The 22,963-nt window shown below is 58.0% G+C and carries 18 protein-coding genes and 1 pseudogene; 9 read left to right on the top strand and 10 right to left on the bottom strand.

Features of this window, described 5'->3' with window-relative positions; all coding sequences use genetic code 11:
* The first annotated feature begins 137 nt into the window (after window positions 1-137).
* The 4 genes from IB279_RS27095 (at window position 138) to IB279_RS27080 (ending at window position 2,818) form a co-directional block, all read left to right on the top strand.
* Entirely contained in the window at window positions 138-380 is a 243-nt protein-coding gene (locus IB279_RS27095; RefSeq protein WP_234798887.1) for a DUF1236 domain-containing protein, read from the top strand.
* Between the two features lie 139 nt (window positions 381-519).
* Window positions 520-675 carry a DUF3309 family protein gene (locus IB279_RS27090; RefSeq protein ID WP_034798754.1) on the top strand — a complete coding sequence of 52 codons (156 nt, stop codon included), beginning with the start codon at window positions 520-522 and terminating at the stop codon, window positions 673-675.
* Complete coding sequence (locus tag IB279_RS27085) at window positions 676-1,710, top strand: DNA topoisomerase IB (protein ID WP_060609823.1); 1,035 nt, start codon at window positions 676-678, stop codon at window positions 1,708-1,710. It abuts the gene before it with no gap.
* 895 nt (window positions 1,711-2,605) lie between these two features.
* The gene (locus IB279_RS27080; protein ID WP_060516716.1) at window positions 2,606-2,818 is read left to right on the top strand and encodes a hypothetical protein; all 213 of its coding nucleotides are present in this window, start codon (window positions 2,606-2,608) and stop codon (window positions 2,816-2,818) included.
* Window positions 2,819-3,060: 242 nt separating this feature from the next.
* Here IB279_RS27080 and IB279_RS27075 read toward each other — a convergent pair whose 3' ends face one another.
* Complete coding sequence (locus IB279_RS27075; protein ID WP_034798750.1) at window positions 3,061-3,552, bottom strand: ferritin-like domain-containing protein; 492 nt, start codon at window positions 3,550-3,552, stop codon at window positions 3,061-3,063.
* Between the two features lie 582 nt (window positions 3,553-4,134).
* On the opposite strand from IB279_RS27075, the gene IB279_RS27070 reads away from it, so the two are divergent.
* Window positions 4,135-4,308, top strand: a complete 174-nt coding sequence (locus IB279_RS27070) for a DUF1328 domain-containing protein (RefSeq protein WP_112772201.1) — start codon at window positions 4,135-4,137, stop codon at window positions 4,306-4,308.
* A 243-nt stretch (window positions 4,309-4,551) separates the two neighbouring features.
* Here IB279_RS27070 and IB279_RS37390 read toward each other — a convergent pair.
* A pseudogene (locus IB279_RS37390) lies at window positions 4,552-4,742 on the bottom strand (hypothetical protein).
* Window positions 4,743-5,229: 487 nt separating this feature from the next.
* Here IB279_RS37390 and IB279_RS27065 point away from each other — a divergent pair.
* The 3 genes from IB279_RS27065 (at window position 5,230) to IB279_RS27055 (ending at window position 9,743) form a co-directional block, all read left to right on the top strand.
* Window positions 5,230-7,176, top strand: a complete 1,947-nt coding sequence (locus IB279_RS27065) for an ABC transporter ATP-binding protein/permease (RefSeq protein ID WP_246802148.1) — start codon at window positions 5,230-5,232, stop codon at window positions 7,174-7,176.
* 120 nt (window positions 7,177-7,296) lie between these two features.
* A complete protein-coding gene (locus tag IB279_RS27060; RefSeq protein WP_082936617.1) occupies window positions 7,297-7,557 on the top strand; it encodes a DUF982 domain-containing protein in 261 nt (86 codons plus the stop codon).
* A 389-nt stretch (window positions 7,558-7,946) separates the two neighbouring features.
* A complete protein-coding gene (locus IB279_RS27055; protein ID WP_090302442.1) occupies window positions 7,947-9,743 on the top strand; it encodes an adenylate/guanylate cyclase domain-containing protein in 1,797 nt (598 codons plus the stop codon).
* Window positions 9,744-9,962: 219 nt separating this feature from the next.
* On the opposite strand, the gene IB279_RS27050 is transcribed toward IB279_RS27055, so the two are convergent.
* The 8 genes from IB279_RS27050 to IB279_RS37380 all read right to left on the bottom strand — a co-directional run bounded on the left by IB279_RS27050 (window position 9,963) and on the right by IB279_RS37380 (window position 21,247).
* A complete protein-coding gene (locus IB279_RS27050) occupies window positions 9,963-10,682 on the bottom strand; it encodes a hypothetical protein (RefSeq protein WP_090302440.1) in 720 nt (239 codons plus the stop codon).
* Between the two features lie 257 nt (window positions 10,683-10,939).
* Window positions 10,940-12,109, bottom strand: coding sequence for a porin (locus IB279_RS27045; protein ID WP_089045952.1), 1,170 nt, complete (start codon window positions 12,107-12,109; stop codon window positions 10,940-10,942).
* Between the two features lie 133 nt (window positions 12,110-12,242).
* Window positions 12,243-13,934 carry an aspartate-alanine antiporter gene (aspT, locus tag IB279_RS27040; RefSeq protein ID WP_060609836.1) on the bottom strand — a complete coding sequence of 564 codons (1,692 nt, stop codon included), beginning with the start codon at window positions 13,932-13,934 and terminating at the stop codon, window positions 12,243-12,245.
* A 148-nt stretch (window positions 13,935-14,082) separates the two neighbouring features.
* Window positions 14,083-16,809: a decarboxylase gene (locus IB279_RS27035; protein ID WP_034798734.1), complete on the bottom strand. Its 2,727-nt coding sequence runs from the start codon at window positions 16,807-16,809 to the stop codon at window positions 14,083-14,085.
* 260 nt (window positions 16,810-17,069) lie between these two features.
* On the bottom strand, window positions 17,070-18,761 hold the full coding sequence (gene aspT, locus IB279_RS27030; protein WP_034798732.1) for an aspartate-alanine antiporter: 1,692 nt from the start codon (window positions 18,759-18,761) through the stop codon (window positions 17,070-17,072).
* A 390-nt stretch (window positions 18,762-19,151) separates the two neighbouring features.
* The gene (locus tag IB279_RS27025; protein ID WP_034798730.1) at window positions 19,152-19,604 is read right to left on the bottom strand and encodes a DUF2721 domain-containing protein; all 453 of its coding nucleotides are present in this window, start codon (window positions 19,602-19,604) and stop codon (window positions 19,152-19,154) included.
* Between the two features lie 576 nt (window positions 19,605-20,180).
* Entirely contained in the window at window positions 20,181-20,720 is a 540-nt protein-coding gene (locus tag IB279_RS37385) for an ABC transporter substrate-binding protein (protein WP_246802147.1), read from the bottom strand.
* Window positions 20,717-21,247: an ABC transporter substrate-binding protein gene (locus tag IB279_RS37380; protein ID WP_234824578.1), complete on the bottom strand. Its 531-nt coding sequence runs from the start codon at window positions 21,245-21,247 to the stop codon at window positions 20,717-20,719. Before IB279_RS37380 ends, IB279_RS37385 begins: the two co-directional genes overlap by 4 nt.
* Before the next feature lie 529 nt (window positions 21,248-21,776).
* On the opposite strand from IB279_RS37380, the gene IB279_RS27015 reads away from it, so the two are divergent.
* Entirely contained in the window at window positions 21,777-22,778 is a 1,002-nt protein-coding gene (locus IB279_RS27015) for a DUF4105 domain-containing protein (RefSeq protein WP_034798802.1), read from the top strand.
* The last annotated feature ends 185 nt before the right edge of the window (window positions 22,779-22,963 follow it).

Here is a 22,963-nt window from a genome sequence, read left to right as displayed (position 1 = left end):
AGCCGCTGCTGTGACCTCTCGCGTCGAAGAGACATCGTCACCGACCTTTGGCGTCAGGCGGTATGCAGCCGCTCCGGGAGCGCATTGGAACCAAATGCTCTAAAACGGGTTTGAGGGAACAACTAGGAGAGCTGATCATGAAGAGAACCGTCATGGCGAGCTTGCTGGCGAGCCTGTCTTTCGGCGGCGGCGCCGTTGCGCAAACTGCAACAGTCATCGTACCGGGCGAAGCTCAAACCTACCTACTTGACCAGAGCAGCCCTTCGGACGTGTATCAAGGCGACATCGCTGTAGGCACCCGTCTGCCTGATACCGTCGAAATCCAAACGTTTCCTGATCAGCCGGACTATGGATATGTCGTTCAAACGACCAAGGGGTGATGATCAATCGGCAACGACGCGCGGTGATCGCGATCCTTAAATGACCCTCCTCCCGAGTTTCGATGCTAGAGCCCCCGCTCGGCAAGTACGGGGGCAAACCGACGAAAACGACTTTATCGCTGTGTAAGGAGACCGCAAAATGCTTGGAACCGTACTTTTAGTCATTCTCATCCTGCTGCTCATCGGCGCTTTTCCGGCCTGGCCCCATTCATCCGGCTGGGGTTACGGTCCGTCTGGCGTTCTGGGTGTGGTGGTGGTCGTTCTTGTGATCCTCCTTCTGATGGGACGGATCTGATTGAGCCGGCGGGAAAGTCCGCAGGTAGGCGATGGCGCCGACCTCATCTACGTCTCCGACACTGAACCGGGTTACACCCGGTTTCGTTCCTCAAGCGGCTTTGTCTATCGGCGTCCGAACGGTGAACAGCTAAAAGATTCCCGCGTTCTTGCCCGTATCCAAGCGCTTGGCTTGCCCCCAGCTTACGAGAACGTCTGGATCTGCATGCAGCCAAACGGTCATCTGCAGGCGACAGGTTATGATGCGCGTGGTCGAAAGCAATATCGATATCACCAAGCATGGCAGGAGATGCGAAGCAACGCCAAATACAGCCAGCTTCCAGCTTTTGCTAAAACGCTCCCCCGCCTGCGACGCCGGATCCGCAAGCATATGGAGGGGCCTGTGGACGACCCTTTCACCGTACTTGCTGCCCTTGCGGCGCTGCTCGACCACGCGCCCCTTCGCATTGGAAACTCGACATACGTGAAGGAGAACGGGAGCTATGGCGCCTCAACCCTTCTTAAGCGCCACCTCAAGATTACCGACGATAGCATCGAGCTCAACTTCAAGGGCAAGGGCGGGCAACGTATCCGAAGACGGCTGAGAAATCCGCGACTGCAACGCTTACTTGAGGGAATCGCCGAACTCCCGGGTCGCCAGCTCTTCGTATCCGTGGGGCAAGACGGAAAACCCGAGCCAATCGAGTCGGGGCGCTTTAACCGCTATCTCGCAGAGATCAGCGGGGCGCCAATTTCGGCCAAAACGTTCAGAACTTGGGCTGGGAGCGTTGCCGCATATTCTGCCGCTCGCCAAGCATTCGCTCAGGGTCGACGCCCGACGATCAAAGAAATGTGCAACGCGGCGGCAGAGGCGCTGCACAACACGCCGGCCGTTTGCCGTAAGAGCTACGTGCATCCGGCAGTCCTCGCTCTGGCGCAAGCCGAGCAGAAAATCCCGCGGGTAAGGCCAAACGCAAAAGCCGTACCCGGACTTCGCGCCGACGAAATGCAGTTCCTGCGCTTTCTTAATTGGCTCGCCCGGCACGCACAGGGTTAGGGCTGTCCATTGTGCCTAAGTCTGCGGATAATGGCAGCCTCATCAGATTTCCAAAGCTTGCCGCAGAGTCTGGTCGATCAGCTTCTGCACCAGAAAGCCCATTTTGCGGTAAGACTCGCGTGCCGAAACTCCTGCGGCGCCGCTTATCGAGTTGTTTCAGTCCGGGCCGCATAGCCTGAAATGACCAGGCCTACTCTCAATGCGCGGTGGTTCAAGTTTTGGATTGCTCTGTTCGCGATCCCGGTGAGTGCATCTTCTTGGCTCGCGCGGGGGAAAGCAATATCGCAAGCCGCGGCAGTACCTCCCCCTTTTCTGCTGCACCTTCGGACCGCCGTCAGCCAATGCCGGTTTGTCGGCTAGGCTCCTCTACCCCAGTCGCGACCTTCGAGGCCAGTGAGGATGCTCTCGATCAATATCGCTCAACGACAATATCCGGACTGCGTGCGTGCTAACGTCGACGACGACGAGGCGACGAAGCTTCGCTCCCAATCGCCCTTTCGTAGATGGTTCCTCATTCGGGGAAGCCGCGGCGCAAATCGCTGGAACGAAACTGTGGTTTGTATGTTTGGCTGGCCGAGGAGTGCACGGAGATGCGCATGGACACGTCGGCGCGAGATGTCAGCCCGCACAACACACCGGATTCCGATGCAGACGGCGTCGTCTGGCCGAAGAAACCGTTTGGCTCGGTCAAAGCTGATGACTGAGTGAGCTCGGGCTTTAGATCGACGGCATCACAGTCGGCCAACGAATGCTCAGCGCTTGTAACCGGAAAACGCAAGAAGCTTGTCCGTCTACAATCTCATCTGGCAAGGTTCACCGAATGCACGGACCGCGCCGACGGAAGGTAGACGGGAGCTCGGCTCGCCGGCACCTCTTCGATAAAGGAGGTTGAAAAATGCCCATGCTATTACGTTTTCTCATCTGGCATTTGTCGTCTGGATTTGCACTGGGAGCCCTCACCGCACTGGTAATCGCCGTTAGCTTCCCGCACGCGCTCGGTCATGATCGTGCGATCGAGCCCGTTGCTCTTTTCCTTCAGATATATGCCTTCGGGGCGTCGTTTGCTCTCGGCAGCCTCGGCACCGCGCTCATGGGAAAGATCGATTGATTTCGTGGCGCCGAGCCGAGTATCGTCGCGCTTAGCGACGCCCAGTCCTGGTTCGAGTATTTTCCGAACCGGCGATTGTAGTTTCGACGCTGATGCTTGTGTTGCAGTGGATATTCTTGCGCTATCGCGGCTCGCCCAAATCAAAGAAGGTCGACGCGGCAAACCATCAGATCACAAAAGACTAGCTGTTACGGGGTCTGGGGGCGAAGGGCGCATCGGCCCTCCGCCTAGAATATCGTAAGTTAAGCTGCAGCCTTAATATTTGCAGCGGACAAAGCCAACTTGCTCAAAGCCTTGTCAGTCGCACCCTCTTCCTGAAGGGTCTGATCGAGCAAGGCGACGGCGGCGTCCAACCCAAGCTGCTTGGCCCAGGTCTTCAGGGTGCCATATCGCGCAATCTCATAGTGTTCGACCGCCTGGGCCGCAGATATCAGCCCGGCGTCAAGGGCCGGACTTCCCTTGAACTCCTCGATGATTTCTTCGCCTTCGGCAATCAGGCCTTGAATAGCTTCACAGGTTTTACCCTGTGCGCGCTTGCCGATAATCTCGAAGACCTGTTGCAAACGCTCCACGTGGCCTTCCGTTTCATCGCGATGCTTTTCGAAAGCGGCCTTGCTATCAGGGGATTGCGCAGCCCGCGCCATTTTAGGCAGTGCCTTTAGTATCTGCCGTTCGGCGTAGTAAATGTCCTTCAACGTTTCGTGAAACAGCATGTCTAAAGTCTTCTCCGGCATGGCAACCTCCTTCGCCTTGGTGGGGAGCGGTTCTAACACCGTCCGGCTTCAAAGGTTCCGCAGTGGAACAAAAAGCACGAGTCGCTCTTTGAGGGGTTTACGCAAACCTCAAAGCCGGGTGATCCGCCAAACAAAGGATACGTCGGCAATCACGGGAAAGAACCAATCGATCTCGGGCAGTGGCGAGCCGGTTTCAGCGGACGTGCCAAGATCATAAATCCGGTCTCGCGGAATTCACTGCCGCCTTGGTTTGCCCGCTTGGACGGCTGCCCGCCGGAACGGACCAAGCCGAAGGAGAAGTCGTCGCGGCAGTTGGCATGGCTCTTCGCGCGATAGAGGAGCGCATAACACTCCGCGAAAAATGGCTGACGATGCGCGCGGCAGTGACCGTACTGCCGCCGCGAGAGCCAGTAAATCGGCGGGCGGAAGAGAGAGCAGGGATGCCGCGGCCTTGCGGCATGGATTGGACCAGGAGTTTGCACCGATCCGGCGTGACGTCACAACTTAAAGGCGCCTGGAACAATACTCACGGCTGCGGGTTCAATGCCCAGATGATTCGTTTCGGCCGTCGGGGAGAAACATATGCTAAAGTGGGCTATTATATTTTTTGTAATCTCGGTCATAGCAGGCTTGCTTGGCTTCTCGGGTGTTTCTGCAGCAAGTGCTGGTATAGCGAAGATCCTCTTTTACGTCGCTCTGGCGATATTCGTGCTGTTTCTCGTCCTTGCCTTCATGGCAGGAAGCATTGCCTTCTAGCGCGAAGGTTCTGCGCCGAGGACGGCGCAGAACCTTGTCCTGAGACCTGAAGATTGTGAATTTGGCTGTTACTCGGCGCGATCCGGCTATTTTTCGTCAAAGCCCACATCCCATTATTTTTCGGAGTATTATGGCCCGGCGCCTGACGATGGCCTATCCTTAGACCCGGTCACGCAGTTGGTTTTGCGCTTGCAACGCCGCTGCTTTTCCGTCCGCCTGCGAAGGAACGCATTGCCCTTCGCTTCATTTTTTTGTCTTCAACGCATCGGATGGACGCTCCGGTTCGCGGTTGTTTTCGCCCACGGCGTCGCGATCGGAATCTGGTCCGTCTTTCGCTGGGAGATACCCCCGAGGTCTGCTCTCCTCCGGGCCTCCCAACGAGGAGACTGGTCGGTGGTGCCCGGTGCACCGTTTTTCGGTTTGTCAATGCCCATATGCCACTCCTCTCCTCCCACCCAACCAGAAAGCGGCGCACAGGTTCCGTGCCACGTCCCGTGGGACAAATCAGGTTTCACGACGAGAAGCGCGGTCTCCCCGCCTCAACAGAAACTGCGCCCGCTTGCCGGACACTTTCGAAAAATCCGCTGCGCCGAAGTGGAGGACCGATTCCCGCAGGGAAGCCTCTGTAACTCGTCCAGCAGCCTCAGTTGATAATCTGAACGACACTACGAGTGCCAGTGTCCAGCACCGCGCGGTTGCCGACTACGACGTAGCGATACTTGATGTCTGGCCTCCGATGTTGAACTCACGTTCCGGCGTCGCCGCTTAGCTATCGGCCCTACGGCGAGTAGGCTGCCGGCCTTAAGATCCTCCTGATCACCTGTCGCGACCAAATCGCTTGCAAGGACCCTGCTTTTCGTCGGCCATCAGATCATCAGCATTTGACAAGTCCGATCCTTACTCCAATTCAGGAAGATGAGCTTGAGTGAAGTCGTGCGCGGCAAGGCGCATCGGGCAACAGCACGGTTTAAACGGTTCTTCGGCGAGAAACGGCGGCGCCCAAGCAGCCCCGTATCCTCGATGCGTAGCTTCTGGGGGCTGTTGCTCGCTTACTGGCTCTCTAATCGCTGGAGAGACGCTTGGGGCCTGACCATTCTCATCCTGCTGCTTACCGGATTGTCGGCTCAGGCAAGCGTATGGTTCGCGCTGACCTCAGGCGAATTGGTCAATCGGATCGCGAATTTCCACCACCCTACGGTACCGACAACGCCTGCGTCGCTTCTAAAGACCGCAGCGACGCTTGCTGCGATCGCGATCACAAGGGACGCGGGGTTTACTGCGGTCCGTCACTTCCTTTCGACCAGCCTACACCGAAAATGGCGCCAGTGGTTGGATGAACGCTTCAATCAGGCACTTCTCGATTCCAGTCACACCCACTTCCACTTGCAACAAAATGTCTTTGGTGGAGCGGGTGAAGGGAACACGTCATCGCCGGACAACATCGATCAGCGGGTGCAGGAAGCAATAAAGGGCATGACCGGCGGTGCAATCGGTCTGGGCATCGGCATCGCCGGGGTGGTGCTATCGCTCGCGTTCGTTGGCGGTAAGCTGATCGAAACGTCGAGCCCGATCCGAGGGCTTGACGTTCTTGGGGGCTACGGCAGCGCCTTCCTGACGCTGCTGGCGATTGCGATCTACGTGCCCCTCAACACATTCATTGCGGCCAAGCTGGGAGGTATCCTTCAGGGTCTGTCTATACGCATTCAATCGGCGGAAGGCAGTTATCGCAGCGAACTCAACCAGTTCTTGCGCCGCAGTTTTCACGTTGCGGTTATCAGAGGGGAGCCAGCGCAAAAGGCGCTCAATGTGCGCCGGTATCAAGATATTGACTACACATGGGCGAGGCTCAATCGGATTACCGCCGGCTATATGGGCTTTGAGCTGGTGCATAATTTCATCGGCTCACGCATCGTGGCTTACGCGCCGGGCCTGCTTCCCTATGTCGACAAGACCATCAGCCTACAAGACTATGTCACCGGTGCCGAACTAGCGACGGCCCTCATCAACGAATGCTCATGGTTTATTCATGCGATGCCTGACATCGCGACACTGCGGGCGGACGCGCGGCGCATAACAGAGCTTGCGGAAGCGATAGAAACGGTGCAGCGACCACAAGACTACTATGCTCAAAGTGGACCCGCCGCGTTTGAATATACCATAGCGGAAGCCGTAGAAGGCGGCTTGACCATCCATTCGGTCGAGCTCCTCCATACTGGTGAGGACGAGCCCTTTTTGACCGCCATTGAACTCAATTTCGCTCCGGGCGAGTGGACTTTGGTGATGGGTGAATCGGGGAGTGGAAAGACCTCACTTCTCAAGGCGATAAACGGTCTTTGGCCGCACGGTCGGGGCAAGATCACGTTGCCGGACGGTTTGCGAACTCTCTTTGCGGCCCAGGAGGTCAAACTACAGGGCGTTTGCCTGAAGGATCTCGTCTGTCTTCCGGATGACGCCCGTGAGCATAAGGACGCTGCGGTTTCCACGGCGCTTGAAGAAGCGGGGCTCCATGAAATTTCTGGGGAGCTCTTTGATGAGGGACGCGAGGGGCAGCAGTGGGACAAGCTGTTGTCCGGGGGTGAAAAGCAGAAGCTCGTTCTTGCGAAAGTCCTGTTGCTGAAGCCGGGTTTGCTCTTCCTTGACGAGGCAACAAGCGCTCTTGATGGGCAGGCGGTGCAAGCGTTTTATCAAGCGATCAAAGAGAATTGCCCGGAGGCGACGGTTATTGCCATTATGCACGATACCTCCTCGATCCAATCGGAGGGCGGAATTGATTTCTTCGATAGCGTGCTGGTGATTGAAGGAGGCATTGCTGAAAAGATGTCTATTTCGGCGTGGCGTTCTGCGCAGACGAACGCCCCACTTCGGTGATGCGGCAAGGCGTCGGCGGCACGTGACCATCGTGGCGAACCCGTGTCTCTCAACTACCAAAGCGATGCTTGGAACAATGCTTCCCGCTAGACGTTCTGTGCCGAACCGGAGTCAACGCAAATGCAAACCATCATTTGGGATAATCCTGTCAGGATTGGCGTGAATGGCGAGCGGTGTATCCACGGACCACAGGATGCCCTGCAATATCTGAGTGAGTTGCCCCAGGGCGGATGGTTCTATGAACGCGCAAGGAATCGCTGCCATGGCGCATTAGAGCGCGGCGAAGCGCTGGATCTGTCACGGAAAGCCTTCATTGGCGCAGCGATTGAAGGTTCATTCCCGATCCTCGATGACGACGTTCCTGCTATTCGGGAACCCTGATCACGAGTGACGGCGATTTTGCCCCTCGCCGTCGACGCTAGCTCTTCCCATCGCTCGCGCGAAATTGACCTGAGATCATTGACCACCTGAATATCGGCGAACAGACCGATGAGCAATTGCATGGGCTTTGCCTGGCGGCAAAGGGGGCTTGCATTTCCTGATCGATTTAATCGCGTTCAGATCCAAAGGTGGGCCAGATAGGGGCATTCGACCCAGGGTGAATCAAAATCGATCACGGCGCCCGTTCCGAATTCGAGTCCTACACGCTTCCAGATCTCTTCGACCAGCACAGTCTCCAAATCAGGAGATGGCCGCAGAGGCGTCGCTGGGCTATTGTTGTTGGGTTCGGTTTGTGTAGCCAAGAGCAATTGGCAGCAAGGGGCGAGGAGATGAGCATCCTCGGAGAACGCAGACTGGCGGCAATCTTCGTTGCCGATATTGTCAGCTATTCACGTCTCGTCGAATTGGACGAGGCGTCAACTCTCGTGGCAGTCACGGACCTGCGCCGGAGACTGTTCGAGCCTCTCTTGGCGCAGCATCATGGGCGTCTCTTCAAGCTGACGGGCGATGGCCTGATCGCCGAATTCGGTTCCGTCGTCGAGGCTGTAGCCTGCGCCGCTGCGGTTCAAAAGCAATTGCCTGATTGGCAGGCGCGAATACCGGCTGAGCGCCGGATTGTCTTGCGTATCGGCATCAATCTTGGCGACGTACTGGTGGATGATCAGGACCTTTTGGGAGACGGTGTCAACGTGGCGGCCCGATTGGAACAGTGTTGCCCGCCAGGCGGTCTCCTTATCTCCGGGACAGTCTACGACCAGCTCTCTGGGAAACTCGACTGTCGGTTCGAGTTCGCGGGCGAGCAGCGTCTGAAGAATATTTCACGGCCGGTGCGGACTTACAGCTTGGTATTCGACAACGTCCTTGAGGGTGCGAAAGTCGCCTGGGCGTCGAGCGATAGACCTACGGTGGCGGTCTTGCCGTTCGAAAACATGAGCGGCGATCCCGAACAGGTCTATTTCAGCGACGGTATCAGCGAAGACATAATTACGGAGCTGTCGCGCTTTCGCGAGCTCATGGTCATCGCGCGAAACTCTTCCTTCTCGTTTCGGGGGAAAAATGTGGACGCTCGCGAGATAGGGCGTTCGCTCGGGGTTCGATACCTCGTCGAGGGCAGTGTCCGTCGCGCAGGCGAGCGCGTTCGCATCACGGCCCAGCTCATTGATGCTGGAAGCGGTGCCCATTTCTGGGCGGAACGATACGATCGCGCACTGGAGGACGTCTTCGCCCTTCAGGAAGAAATCTCCCAGAGCATTGTCGCAATGGTGGCCCAACGAATTATCCAAGATAGCGAGGTGACAGCCCGGCGACGTCAGCCGGAAGACATTCGGGCCTATGACCTCTTCCTCCAGGGGAATAGATTTTCCGACGTATTCACGCCTGAGGCCCAAGCACGTGCGCAAGCACAATTCGAAGAGGCACTCCAGATCGATCCAGGCTTTGCCCGCGCCCATGCGGGCCTCGCCTGGATTTATCTCAATCGTTCGGTCGAGATGAGCGTCGGAGTACCACGAGAGAAGGACGAGAACCGGATCGAGGCGTTTCACCAGGCCAAAGAAGCACTGGCGAAAGACCCCAACGATGCCCGGGTGCACTCCACCTTCGGATACATGTGCTTGATGTGGCGCGACTTCGAGCGGGCCGAGCGGCATTTGGGCCTTGCCCGGACCCTAAACCCTAACGATCCGCTGATCCAGATTTTCTGGGCCTGGGTCCAATCGTGCATCGGAAAGCCCGAACTGGCTCTGCACGCAGCCGAGATTGCTTTTCGACTCAACCCATGCCACCCGCCCTGGTATAATTATTATCTTTCGCACATCATGTTTCGGCTCAGGCGCTACCAAGAGGCGGCCAGTCTATTGGAACAACTAATACTGGACGCACCAGGCCGGCGACACCCGCGGTACATGGCTTTGCGCGCGGCTGCCTTCGGTCACTTGGGGCGTCTCGAAGAGGCGCAGCAGTGTGGCAAGGCTTGCATCGCAGCAGTCAGCGCGTTGTGGCAAGGCGATCCGGCTGCCGGCCCAAGCGAACATGTAGATTGGCTCGTGGACGCTTTGTATCTCCAAAGGGCCGAGGATGCAGATCGACTGCGTGAGGGCCTGCGCCTCGCCGGCTTACCGGCTTGAGTATCAAGTCTGGCGATGGCTGGCCCGACCAAAGGAGAGCCTAATCGCCCTGTCAAGGAGCACTTCGCAATTCAGTGGCCGCGGCAATGCCATTCGAGAGCTTCCGCTCGTCACTTGGGTCGGACAGTCCGAGCGATCGAAACTCGCTCCCGGGCTGTGCCTTATTCGACACGCCAGCGAAGCCGGGCGCGTTGCCTGAAACCGGGCTGCGAAGGCCCTCTACCGGCAATCGTCACCATTGCCTTGCGCGACCAATTCACCTTCGCGAAACCTCAAACAGTCGATCGAGCTGCCTGCATTCAGGATGCGGACTCTGTATGGACTGGACATGACGCTGATCATGGTTCCACCCGTTGGCCGCCTGCACTGGTGCGCTGAACCGGTCCACATGCACTCCATCTCTTCGGCGCTTTCAAAAATGGTGTAACCATTTGCCTGAAGTGCACGCTGGACGTTCTCCCGCACGTTTAGTGAGACGGAGTTCTCATTCTCCTCGCGCGGATCGCTCCTTTCGGTCGTGGGTGCCTTTGCCTCCTGCCGTTCGCGTTGCTGTTCCTTGAGGATTGCGATCTCGGCCTTGGCTCGCTCTGCCGCGGCTTCCGCAGCGATCGCCCGCCGCTCCGCCTGCTCCGCCCTTTCGGCTTCGCTTTCAGCGCGTTCAGTTGCTTCACGCTGCGCATTTGTTGCGGCCTCGAGTTCGTTGACACGGCTTGTCTCAACGCCATTGAATATCGCTTCAACCGCAGCCGTTTGCGCCAAACACTCATCGACAAGCGCGGAGACACGGGACCGGGCCTGCATCGGGCTATTCACAAGATCGGCAGAAAACTCCTTCTTCAGGGTTTCGGCATTTTCCTCGGCTTCGGACGTTTCAACCCTGCTGCGCATGAACGCGAGCGCGCCACTCAGCGTCCCGCGCGTCGGCAAATCCGTCGACATAGCTCTCGTAGCTCCTGCCTGCTTCCAATCGAGCCGCGCAAGACGCAAGCTGAGCGACGATATCTGCCTCTGCGGTTGCGGCCGAAACCGTTTTTGGAACGAGGAACGCGGCAGCAATCAATGCTGTGCAGACACCAGTCCCTGCAGTGGTCAATTCATCACCCATTTGCTCAGATAACGAGATCCTGGAAATAAGCGGCGGAAGAAGGAAGCGGCGCGAAAGATCATGGACCGATCTTGCTTCGCCGGTTTGTTCCTTAAAACTTTATTCTGGCGCCACCCAACACAGCGAAGCTATCTTGAAGATCGGCGGTCTCCTGGTCGAGCGAATAGGTCCGGGCTCCAAGGTAGAGTTCCGTCTGTAGATAGTCGAGGTTCTGGACAATCTGCGCGCCGAAGGAATCGCTCTTGCTGCCCCTGCCCGCGATGTCCTTGCCAAAATAGGCGTCGACCGAAAACGCGGTTTTGCCGACATCGAAGATATCCGCCTGATAGCCGATCTTTACGTAGCCGTAGCGTCCATCAACCGTCTCCTTGTCCGAGTAGCCCGCTGCAAGGGTGAGGCTGAGTCCGGTATCGAGATGCAGGACCGAAACGGACGCATCGTATATCGAGTTGCCATCGCCGGGCCTTGAAAAGGCAAGTGCAGCTGCGACCTTGAAGGCGTCGTAGGTCTCATTGTATCGAACCGCCGCGTCCCAGACGGTGACGTCGGTTTCCTCCGGAACGACTTGTGTTCCGACCGACGTCGCAAAGCTGAAGCCGCCAAAGGCCGGGGTGTCGTAGCGGACGCGCAGCTTGCGGCTAAGGCCGTCATAGTTGGTGAACGCGTCCTTTACGCGGACCGTCGACAGCGTACCGTCGGAGTTTCGGAAAAACGGTCCGCCGGCCATATCCGACACCAGCGAGTAACCAACAACGTCCGTGCCGGACAAATCCACCTCGGCGGTCGTATCCGACGCCATGCTGCCCTGGCCGAACCAGAATTTGCCGTAGTCCTTCGAATTTAGATAGATTTCCGCCTTGCGCAGCAGATCAGTCCCCCAGTCGAAGTGATCCTCGTTCAACTGGTTCACATTGGTTGTCGAGTAAGGGTTCCACTCCCATTCGAGATTGGCCCCGAAAGACCAGTCGTTTTCCATGAGGCTGTAGATGCGAAAGCCCGCGCGTGACGACGAGTTCCCATTGTCGGCCGGAAAATAGTTATCCGTTTGCCCGCCGTCATCGTAGCTCAGCAGGCCTTTGTTGATCTGACCGTAGAATTCGAAATAAGCATTGTCGTCGCCGAGCCGCAGCTTCGGTATCCAATGCTCGGCTTCCTTGCTGGCCTGCGCCGGCTTTGCTGGCTCCTGGGCCGAAGCAGGTGCCGCAACCCCCAGTGCCACGCTGAAAAGTGCGGGTGAGACTACGTGTAATACATGCCGCATCAAAAGCACCTTTCAGTCACGGGCGATTCGCCTTGTCGGTCCGCAGTCAGTATTCGCCACTTTACTTTAGAAGTCTGTTGCAAATTCTCGTCGTGCACTTGTTTTGCCGCTGATCGATTAGATTATTGGCTTCTTATCCGGCGATGATACCCACGATCACCGTCCCCCATGTGGTGAGCAGTATATGGCCGATAGGGACTGCAGGCGTGTAACCAAGGACTGCTACCGAGCTCCCCGACCTGTCCTGGACGGCGGCCATGCCGGCCGTCATGGTCTGCGCGCCGGCTAGTCCACCCAACAACAGTATGGGGTTCATGCCAAGCACGTAGCGTCCAAAGTAAAGGCCTACGATCAATGGAACCATTGTGACGATCATGCCGCCGACCAGGAGCCCGACACCCGCTTCCGCGATAGCGGGGCCAAATACCGGACCTGCATGAAGGCCAGTCATCGCGACGAAGGCGGCAAGACCAAGCGCGGTCATGAGTGACACCGCAGCATCCGGTATGCGACCAAAAAGTGGAAAGCGCGTGCGCAGGTGCCCCACCACCAATCCGGCGAGGAGTGTGCCCACACTGGTGCTCAGCGAAATCCTCATGTCTCCGATGGGAAACGTGACGAGAACGCCGACAAGCCCGCCCAGGAAGATCGCAAGGCCGAGGACCAGGAAGTCCGTTGCAGTGGCCGGCGCGACCACGACACCAATGCGCTTGGCGGCGCTCACCACGACCGGTTCCGGGCCGACGAGGCGAAGGATATCCCCGCGCTGCACTGTGATCCCTGGCGCCAGAGGAATCTCCTGGCCGCCACGACTGATCGTTCGCAGATAGAGGCTTCTTGTCCAGCCTTCTGTCGCCACATCCGCAATGCTTCGGCCATTAAGTTCAGGGCTCGTCAGCAACACGTCGGTCACCGATATCGGCACGTCCAACAGCTCACGATCCTCGACTTCCTCGGAGCGCTGACCAAGGACGGTGACCAGCACCTCTCGTGTTCCGGACACCGCAACGATATCGCCAGGTTCAATCACAAGCTCGGGAGCGGCCTCAAGGATTAAGCCCCCGCGTCGCAGGCGTTGAATGAATAGTCGATGCTCCGGAAATGTTGCCTCGGCATCGACGACCGATCGACCGGCGATGGGCGCGCCCTCCGCTATCCGGTAGGCGCGAATTTCGAACCTGTGCCAGGCGGACGCGACCCCGGTGGCCTTTCGGGTTATCCCGTATTCTTTCTCAAGTTTTAGCGCCTCGGCGACGAGGTCGATGCCAAGCAATTTTGGACCGACAACGCTGCAAAACAGGATGACGCCAACAGCGCCGAATACGTAGCAAACTGCGTCGGCCACGGCGATGTGGGCGACAAACCGTGCGCGATCCGCCTCGGGCAGCGGCAATGCGTTGATCGCTTCGGTGGCAGTGCCCATTGCCGGACTTTCAGTGAGCGCGCCCGACAAAAGCCCGGCCGCAAATCCAGGATCCAAGCCGAGGATTTTCGCGACCACAACGGCTGTGACCAGCCCGGTCACACAGACGACCACCGCAAGCAGAACAGGCTTCATGCCGTCCCGTTTCAAGGCCTGCAGGAACTGCGGCCCGACCGAGTAGCCGATACCGAAAAGGAACAGGAGAAAAAGCAGCGATTTCGCCATCCCGGCAATCGGAACATCGGCGAACTGACCGATGAGGATACCGGCGAACAACGAGCCGGTGACCGGACCCAGACTGAAACCTCCGAACTTGAGGCCGCCGATCAGATACCCGATGCTAATTGCAAGGAATACGGCAAGCTCAGGATACTTGACCAGGAATTGCTCGATCCAAATCATGACCAGACGAACTCCCTCCCACCTCAATCAAGGGCCAAGGCAGCTTTACCGCCGACGCCAAACGTCCATGCAAACCGGCAATCCATGAAAAGCATGGGGGGTCGAATTCGTCCGGGTAGCAGCCCGCGGACCCGTGCAAGCTCCGGCACTACCGTGCTTTCGCCGATCGTTTCGCCTTGGCCGCAACTGCATCAGGTTTGACTAGCTTCAGACCCCTTGCCTTCTCGTAGCCATGGATCTCCTTCACATCCAGCTTCCGCATGAAGTCGATCGTCTCCTGCGTCAGGACCTGACCCGGCACCATGATGGGGAACCCCGGGGGATAGGGGATGACGAAGTTAGCCGAGACCATTTCCGGACCTTCCTTCAGCCGCTTGTCGCACTCGGCTCCGATCAGCGGTACGTATTCGCAGACCGAAGCATCATAGGCGTGGAAGAAGGCGGCTCGCATGTCGCCTTCGGGCGACGTGCGTCCCGCGTCACCGCGATACAACGCGTGGAAGTGACTGAAATTTGGAAGGTCCGGCACATCCGTCATCAGCGACTTTACCCGTGCAGCGAAGGCAGCCCGCTCGCCCTCGCCGCCATCGGCAAGCCGTTTTTCGATACCACGGCAGATCTCGACCAGGACGCGAACGAGATGCGCGATATCACTGCGGGTATTGTTGATGTTGGACTGCAAAAGCACGCTGTTTCGCGACGTCTTGTTCAGCTGGATATCGTACTCGTTGGCCAGCAGCCCCTTGAATTGGGTTCCGTCAAAGCCAGCCGTTCCACATACCAGCGTCATACGCGTGGGATCGAGGTAGAATTCGTCTTCGTTCATGGCTTTCACCGCCGTGGCCCAGGTCGCACCCGGTGCCAGGTAGTCCTTGAACCCTGACTGGCGATACTGCGCAGGGATCATCTCATCCGCACCGAGAACGCGGAAATACTTCGAAATCAGCGGATGTTCGTTGATCGCCCGACGGATCTTGAGAGCGATCTCGATCGCGTTCATCACCAACCCATACCCATCGAGCTCCATCTGCCGGCGTGCAACGTCGAGACTGGCGATCAGCTGCTGGTTCGGACTTGTCGAGGCATGGGTGAACACCGCCTCGTGGAACTGGGCTTCGACGGTATGAAAATCGACATCCTTGACGAGCAACATTGAGCCTTGCCGGATCGCTGACATCGATTTGTGCGTCGAATTGGTCTGATAGACCCGAAGGCGAACAAGACGCGGATCGGGAAGTAGGCGTGCGGCGAGCAGCGCTTCGTCGGACGGCTCATCGCCAAGGTCCGCACGCTGCTTTTCGTAGGCACTGACCGACGCCGGATCCTGCAACCAGCTTTCGATATCCGCTGCTGCCCCCATGGCCGTGCGTGGCCGCAGGAAGGGTGAAAATCGGGCAAATCCGGACCACGCTTCATCCCAGAGGAAGATGAGGTCCGGCTTGATGGCGAGACACTCCTCCATCACGCGCCTGACGTTATACATGTGCCCGTCGAAGGTGCAGTTGGTGAGGTCGAGCAGTTTCAGCCGGTCCAGACGCCCTTCCGCCCTTAACGTCAAAAGCGCTCGCTTGATCGTCGCAAGCGGCACGGCGCCGTACATCGAGTACTCGGTCATCGGGAACGCTTCGACATAGTAGGGCTGCGCGCCGGTCAGCACCATGCCGTAGTGATGCGACTTGTGGCAGTTGCGATCGACTACCGCAATGTCGCCGGGCGCCAGAAGGGCCTGCACGGCCATCTTGTTGGAGGTGGAGGTGCCGTTCGTCACAAAGAAGACGTGGTCAGCGCCAAAGGCACGTGCCGCCAGCTCCTGAGAGCGTTTGATCGTACCTGTGGGCTCCAAAAGGCTATCGAGACCACCCGTCGTCGCACTGCTTTCCGCAAGGAACAGATTGAGCCCATAGAATTCGCCCATGTCGCGGATCCAGTCAGACTTGAAGACGGATTTGCCGCGCGCGATGGGGAGCGCATGAAATGTACCGATGGGCCGTCGCGCATATTTCTTAAGATTGTCGAAGAAGGGCGTTTCATAGCGTGCCTGCACCCCTTCGAGGATCGCGAGATGCATCTCCAGCGGCTCCTCCACCGCGTAAAACACGCGCCGCACCGCATCCGCCGTCGGATCTCCGGCGATCTTTTCGACTTGCCGGTCGGAAAGCAGATAGACGTCGAGTTCGGGCCGGATGCGCTTCAAGCCGCGCGCCAGGCGAAGCGCCGACATGTCTGGTCCCTCGGTTTCTCCCAGCGGATCAAGCACCGATCGAAGCACAGGCGCGTCGTGCCGTGAGCGGTAAGGAAAACCTTCAGCGAGCACGATAGCGATAATATCGGGGTTCAGGGCGGCCGCGCAGAACGCATCCTCGAAGGACCCGACCAGCACCGGCTCGTAAATGAAACCGTCCTCTGGCCGGCGCAGCCTCCTAATCTCTGCGGCGAATGCCTCCCAACGCGTGGCCGGCTGACTGTTGACGAACAGAACTTCGAAATAGGGCCGGCGCCCGCGAGCCTCTCCGGTTCCCGGCGGCATGATATCGGTCACTTCGGCTCCTGACATTTCGTCATGCACGTCCCATTCACTTTGGCGGCCGCGATAGGAATGGCTGAGCAGCCCATTGGAGATGCGTCGTGCAAGCCTTGCCGCTCCACCGGCATCGTCGGTGGCAATACGCTCTGCCAGAACCGAAAGCAGCCGTCTGCCCGGATAGGCGTAGTATTCCTCCGCCGGTGCCACAGCAGAAATCGCCGCTTCCAGGGCAGCCCGCGCGCCGCGATTGGCGGCCCAGGCGTCTGCCAGCGTCGTGATCTCACGCCAATTGTCGGCGCGTGCCGAATGGATGAGCAGAAACTGATCTACTTGTGCGGTCTTGTTCGGCATAGCGCGCTCCCAACTCGGCTCGTATGGGCTACCCGCGGCCACCGATCTGCGGTTTTCGTCAGTGGTCGCGGCTATTATTATCGACGCAATAAATGGGACGAAGCAGTCTCAAGAAAGGGTCTCTGATCCCGCTGGCCAGGGCTTCGAAAGACGAACCATCCCGGTCCGATAAGAAGCCGCCTACTGGAAAAGATGCGAGATACATGCCTGTAGTCGAAGGGACGCGGCACCTCCGCATCCCCATTTAACCCGGAGATGCGCTAGGTCATCATCATCACGAGCACCATGCCCCAGATCGTCAACAGGGTGTTGCCGACGGCATAGGTCACAGTATAGCCGAGGCCTGGTATCTGGCTCTTGGCGCGATCGTTGATCATCCCGAGCGAGGCAGTCGTGGTGCGCGCGCCGGAACAGCATCCCAACAGAATAGCAGGGTGGAACCGGAACACATATTTTCCGACATACATTGCCAGCACGAGCGGGACGGTCGTTGCGAATATGCCCCAAAGGAACAGGCTGAAGCCAAGCTGCTGCAAGCCAGCTACAAATCCTGGACCCGAGGAAATACCGACCACCGCGATGAAAACGTTGAGACCGACGGAGTTCATGAACCAGACCGTCGATGTCGGTATTCGTCCGAATTTCGGCCGCACGGAGCGGAGCCAGCCGAAGAAAAGCCCGGATATCAATGCGCCTCCAGACGTGGACAGGGTAAACGGCACATCGCCGACCTTGTAGACGAGCGCACCGAGCAAGCCACCGATGGCAATTGCGGCGCCGATGAAGGCGACATCGGCAATGTCACTCGGCCGGTCGGCCACACCCAGGGCTTTGGCGGCAGCCGCGGTGTCCTGCGTTCGCCCGACGATCGTCAGGATATCGCCGCGGTGGACTTGCGTGTTCGGAAGGATCGGAATTTCCGTCGCCGTAGCGCCACGGGCGATCCGGCGCAGGAACACGCCACGGGACGTTGGCCATTGTGCCAGTTCCGCCAGCGTCTTGCCGTTCGCCTCCTTGGTTGTGACAAGAACATCGACCCCTTCGACCGGCACGGCCAGCAACTCGCGGTCGTCGACTTCCTCTGCCGTTTGACCGATCACGCTTACCAGCACTTCGCGCCGCCCGGCCACGGCAACGACGTCGCCTGCCTGGATCACCGTGTCTGCCGTAGCATCCTCGATCTTTCCCCCGCGACGAATACGTTCAATGAAAATCCGCTGCTCAGGGATCATCGATTCGGCTTCACGTGCCGTCTTGCCGACGACCGGCCCGCCCTCGCGGACCCGATAGGCGCGCAACTCGTAGTGGTGCCAAGCGGTTCCAGCGCCCCCCGCTTCCTTCTTGCCACCCTGCTCGGCCTCGTAGCGTTTGCATTCCGCCTCCAGGTCGATACCCATGAGCGCAGGACCGATCAACGCCAGCACGATGGCCGATCCGATCGTTCCGAAAATATAGGTGACGGCATAGGCGACCGGCATGGCGTCCAGAAGACGTTTGGTTTCTTCCGGCGCCAAACCAAGGCGATTGATGGCATCCGTTCCCAATCCCATCGACGCCGAGATGGTCTGCGAGCCTGCATAGAGCCCCAGCGCGGAACCCACATCATAACCGGCTATCTTGGCAGCGATATATGGCGCTCCCAGGCAAAAGACACACACAACCGCCGCGAACAACGCTTGCGGGAGGCCATCCTTCGCGATGCCCCGAACGAATTGCGGCCCGACGCCGTAGCCGATCGCAAACAGGAACATCAGAAAGAACGTGGCCTTGAGCGGCGGCGAAATGGTGATCCCGAGTTGACCGATGATGACGGCAGCGATCAGCGTCGCAGTCACCGCACCGAGGCCAAGGCCTTTGTAGGTGAATGAACCGAAGTAGTATCCCAGCGCCAATGAGAGAAAGATTGCAATTTCAGGATATGTGCGAAGCGTGCTTACGAACCAGTCGATCATAATAACATCCCCAAAACGTGGTAATCGGGACAAAATCAGACTAAGCGCTCATCGCTATTTACGCGAGAATACACCCATGCCCACCCGTTACAAGACATTATTTGTTTATAGTAATACTAGTATGAAAAACGCCGCGGTAACCGCCAGAACGAAGGACATCTTACGCTCTTTGTGCCCGTTCATGCATTCCTGGAGGAAACTGTTAGATGGCCTTTATCCGGGGGCGGCCCTGTCGCTCTATTAGCAGTCTGCGACTCTGCGGAAGAAACCAGAGGCGATCGAAACCTTAAATGCTCCGGTTAGAAGCCGCAGGTCGGTCCAACGGTCGCCTGCGCGTCCCCGAGATCTGGCTGCGAAGGCTTCCTGTCTTTGAACCTTTGGACTGTCCGATCAATCGCGTTCCGGGGTGGTTTCGTCCATCCGTATCTGGCGCAACATGCTGCGCCCAGCAATAAGCATCTCGACAAGGAATGCGACAAGCGATCCGATAAGCGACAGGATCGCACCGCCGAAGAACCAGAAGAGATTTTCTTCACGAAACCCGAACTGAAGCGCACCGGCGAGTAGATTGAGGATTGCCCATCCAGTGCAAATCGCGGCAAACGTCCCGAGTGCGACAGCTATTTCCAGGGCAAGCGTACGGCGGCGCAGATAGTCCAACTGCGTGCGTCGCCCGCCCCCTCGCTCACCTTTTTCCTGTATCGCATTGAGCCGATCGGAAACCCTGCCAAGACGCATCTCGTAGACACCGACGAAACCTGCCGTACCAGCGAGGAGAAATACCGGCGCCAGAGCAGTTTGGACAATAGAGGCAAGATCCGTGACGATTGCTGGTGTTTGCATGTGTGCTCTCAACAACTTTCGCGCAATAGAACATTAGCAATCTGTAGCGGCCTCCCCAAAAGGCAAATCACTATAAGCGGGCTCGGGGGGGGGCGGTCACTTACGATTGAAGGCCAAAATGGCCGCAGCCACTCCAGGGCAAATTCACCCTTTCGTGTGCTCGTGAAAAGAACAGGAAGCACGACCTTTGTTACGTCAAAAGAAGCGGAGAAGGCCAAAGGCAAGCACGGCCTGCCAGAACATTTGACAGAAAATCTTGCACAGCTGAGAAGCTCGTTGCCAGCGCCGGCGGCGCCCTGAAGAGGAACGACGTCAACACGAACTACGCGGCCTGGCCGTGAGCCACCTGCACTTTTGGGTACGTGCGCCAATAGGGACCGCGTCTTGGTCCTTTAAGTCAGCAGTTCACCCATGGAGAGCCTGCGAAACGCGAGGCAGACATTGGCGACAAGCGCCTCCTTTTTGGGGCCACGGTCTGGGTAGCGGGTCATGTTGTCCTTGTGCATGAAGACGTAGCCGCCGCGCGCCGTCGTCGTCGGGTACTGCCAGATCCAGTCCGCAGGCTACAGGTCGCCCTTACTGGAAGAGCTCGGCATATCTGCTCGCAGGCGCATTGCTTTCAGTTTCAAGGATCGCAGCGACCTGGTCGTCTTTCAGTTCGGCGCCGTAAATGAGCTTGTAGTTGTCGAGGATCTGCTTCTTGAAGGTGGGAGCAAAATCGGCCCCATGGGCGACCGCCGCCAGCCATTCCGATGTCAGGAAGATTTCCGGCGCATCGGGGGTGCTGGCAAAGATCGGCTGCTTGTATACGCGCTTCTCCTTCACGGCCTTCAGGCTGGCAAGGACCGGGTTGTTGAAGAAATCCTTGGGGTTGAGGTCGGTCGCATAGGCGGGAATGATGATGATGTCCGGGTTCCAGACGAGCAACTGTTCAAAATCGACGGTTCGCCACCATTCACCGGTTTTATCCGCCGCCGGGTTGGTGACGCCGCTGAGGGAAAGATCCTGCGAGCCATTGGCGATGACCTGGATCTGGTCGGCGACCTTGTCGATGTGAAGGACAGACGGAAGCGCCGACTTGTCGAGCTTGGCAACCTTTTCATTGAGGGCCTTCAACGTTTCGGACTGTGCTTCAGGATTGCCTGGGCGCGGTCGTTGCGGCCGGTCATGTAGCCACTGAGCGTGACATAGTCGAGCCGGTCCTGCTCGGAGCAGCATTGCCAGCCGACGACAGTGAGCCCCACCCGCTCCAGCGGTTCGATAAGCTTCTCGTCATGGGTCCACTGGATCACCACGTCGGGTTTTTCCGCAAGGATCGCCTCGACATTCGGTACGAAGCCATCCTGGGCGGCACTGGCATTGATTTTGGCCATTTCCGGGAGCATCTCGGCATAGATGCCGCTGGTAAAGTACCTCACCAGCGAATCCTTGTTCATGCCGACGATGCGATCGGCCTTTTCGTCCACGGCACGATAGATGATCGGCGCCGAGCGAACTGTCGTCACGACGCGTTCCGGCGGTTTTGCAAACATGACCTTCTTGCCGCGGTGGTCGAGGAAGGCCGTTTCGGTCGACGCCGCGGCCGGCAGAAACGCCGATAGGGACAGTACCAGTGCAGTGAATGTCTTGAGGCGGCTTGACATGTACGCTCCATCGCAAGGTCGGTAGGTTCGGACCAAGTTCTGCCAGTCAAGTTATCGCGCCGTGTCCAGCGCTCCGTAAATTTTTAGGGAGATTCGCCAGAAGATGCTGCTGCACCGGACGAATAGCGCGGTCTGCCTCCAGGCACCAAGGCAGTTTAGTAAACCGCATCGGTCGCGCGAAGATGCCGAGCCAGTCTACGGTTGGCGGCGGTTGACGATTTCCGGAGGTCTTCCCCGTCAATAATTGACGGTTCCCTCCTCACCGCGGCTGCAACGCGCTCGTGCGGAATGTAACCGTTACGTTCTTCAGTAGTACGATATATTCGACATAATGCTGACGAAGAGCGAACCTGGGGAAATACTGTGTGGTTTAAGCGGCTCTTGAAATGGGCCAATCGAGAATGTGACGAGAGGAGTCAAACATGAGCAAGCGGCAGCCCAAACAAAGCGGCTGGCAAACTACGCGGGACCTGAAGTGTTGAGGAATCCAGGTTGGAACAAGCAAAGGAGTGGCTGGAGTCGCTGGGCTCTGGTTGTTCTGACTGTTCCGCCGGCGATTCTGCTAGCCGTGGCAGCCGCATGGGCCTCGCTTGCATTATGGTATCGTCTTCCCGTTTCCGAATTCACAAGAGGTTTTATCGCCGGACTCTTTGCACTTGTCGGGCTTTTGACGGTCGCCGCGCTGTTTGGCCGCTGGCGTCTCAAAGCTCTCCTGGTATTTGCAGTTGCGTTCGCAGTTGTCTTGATTTGGTGGAGGACGATCAAACCCGTCGAAGACGGTTCGTGGGCACCTGATGTTGCACGACAGGTTACAGGCGAATTTCACGGCGACCTGCTGACACTAACCAATGTTCGCAACTTCGAATGGCACAGCAGCACGGAATTCGTCGAACGGTGGACCACGCGGACCTACGATATGAGGAAGCTCCGAACAGTCGACCTGTTCATGTCCTATTGGGCGGGGCCAGAGATTGCCCATGTAATATTCAGCTTTGGATTTGAAGGCGGCGAGCAGCTCCCGTGGTCGGTCGAAGTCCGTCGGCGGGTTGGCGGCGCGTTCTCGCCGCTCGCAGATTTGTTCAAGAGCAATCCTTTGGTGATCATCGCAGCCGACGAACGGGACGTGGTGGGCGTCCGGTCAAATTTCCGCAGCGAGGATGTTCAAATCTATCGCCTGAAGGCGTCACCTGACCAGGCGCGTGCGCTTCTGCGCGAGTATGTTACAGACGCCAACGCTCTTGCCACAACGCCGCTCTTCTACAACTCGCTTACGACCAACTGCACGACGACGGTTGTCAAGATGATGCGCGTTGTAGGAGACTCGATCCCGTTCGACTGGCGTCTCATCGTCAACGGGTATCTTCCCGACTACGCTTATGATCGGGGGGCGGTCGATACGTCAGTGTCGCTCGCAGAACTCAGAAATGCCAGTCATATCGGCCAACGTGCTCGGGACGACGGGTTGTCGCCAAATTTCTCAAAGGCAATAAGACTCGGCGTGCCTTCGCCAGTGCCGCAGGGCTCGCCTTGAAGACGGCGAACGGTCATCAGGGAGCTCATCAGCAATCCGCAACAGCCTGTTTCATTCTTCGCTACGTGCGCATGTCAGTCTTCTGATGGAGTTTCTTCCCCGAGCCAACTGGGCGTGAGCCTTGCCCCGCCTTCCCCGGCGGGGTTTTCTTTTGGACGATTTTGCGGGGCGCGCCAGCCTGGAAC

This window comes from Ensifer sp. ENS06 (assembly GCF_014852205.1).
In the GTDB taxonomy this organism is placed as follows: domain Bacteria; phylum Pseudomonadota; class Alphaproteobacteria; order Rhizobiales; family Rhizobiaceae; genus Ensifer; species Ensifer adhaerens.
This window is presented reverse-complemented; position numbering and strand designations above follow the sequence as displayed.

What these genes read in the sequence shown, in the direction of transcription:
- IB279_RS27095 (WP_234798887.1), top strand. Translation starts at nt 138, where the DNA reads ATGAAGAGAACCGTCATGGCGAGCTTGCTGGCGAGCCTGTCTTTCGGC.
- IB279_RS27090 (WP_034798754.1), top strand. Translation starts at nt 520, where the DNA reads ATGCTTGGAACCGTACTTTTAGTCATTCTCATCCTGCTGCTCATCGGC.
- IB279_RS27080 (WP_060516716.1), top strand. Translation starts at nt 2,606, where the DNA reads ATGCCCATGCTATTACGTTTTCTCATCTGGCATTTGTCGTCTGGATTT.
- IB279_RS27075 (WP_034798750.1), bottom strand. Translation starts at nt 3,552, where the DNA reads ATGCCGGAGAAGACTTTAGACATGCTGTTTCACGAAACGTTGAAGGAC.
- IB279_RS27070 (WP_112772201.1), top strand. Translation starts at nt 4,135, where the DNA reads ATGCTAAAGTGGGCTATTATATTTTTTGTAATCTCGGTCATAGCAGGC.
- IB279_RS27060 (WP_082936617.1), top strand. Translation starts at nt 7,297, where the DNA reads ATGCAAACCATCATTTGGGATAATCCTGTCAGGATTGGCGTGAATGGC.
- IB279_RS27055 (WP_090302442.1), top strand. Translation starts at nt 7,947, where the DNA reads ATGAGCATCCTCGGAGAACGCAGACTGGCGGCAATCTTCGTTGCCGAT.
- IB279_RS27050 (WP_090302440.1), bottom strand. Translation starts at nt 10,682, where the DNA reads ATGTCGACGGATTTGCCGACGCGCGGGACGCTGAGTGGCGCGCTCGCG.
- IB279_RS27045 (WP_089045952.1), bottom strand. Translation starts at nt 12,109, where the DNA reads ATGCGGCATGTATTACACGTAGTCTCACCCGCACTTTTCAGCGTGGCA.
- aspT (WP_060609836.1), bottom strand. Translation starts at nt 13,934, where the DNA reads ATGATTTGGATCGAGCAATTCCTGGTCAAGTATCCTGAGCTTGCCGTA.
- IB279_RS27035 (WP_034798734.1), bottom strand. Translation starts at nt 16,809, where the DNA reads ATGCCGAACAAGACCGCACAAGTAGATCAGTTTCTGCTCATCCATTCG.
- aspT (WP_034798732.1), bottom strand. Translation starts at nt 18,761, where the DNA reads ATGATCGACTGGTTCGTAAGCACGCTTCGCACATATCCTGAAATTGCA.
- IB279_RS27025 (WP_034798730.1), bottom strand. Translation starts at nt 19,604, where the DNA reads ATGCAAACACCAGCAATCGTCACGGATCTTGCCTCTATTGTCCAAACT.
- IB279_RS37380 (WP_234824578.1), bottom strand. Translation starts at nt 21,247, where the DNA reads ATGTCAAGCCGCCTCAAGACATTCACTGCACTGGTACTGTCCCTATCG.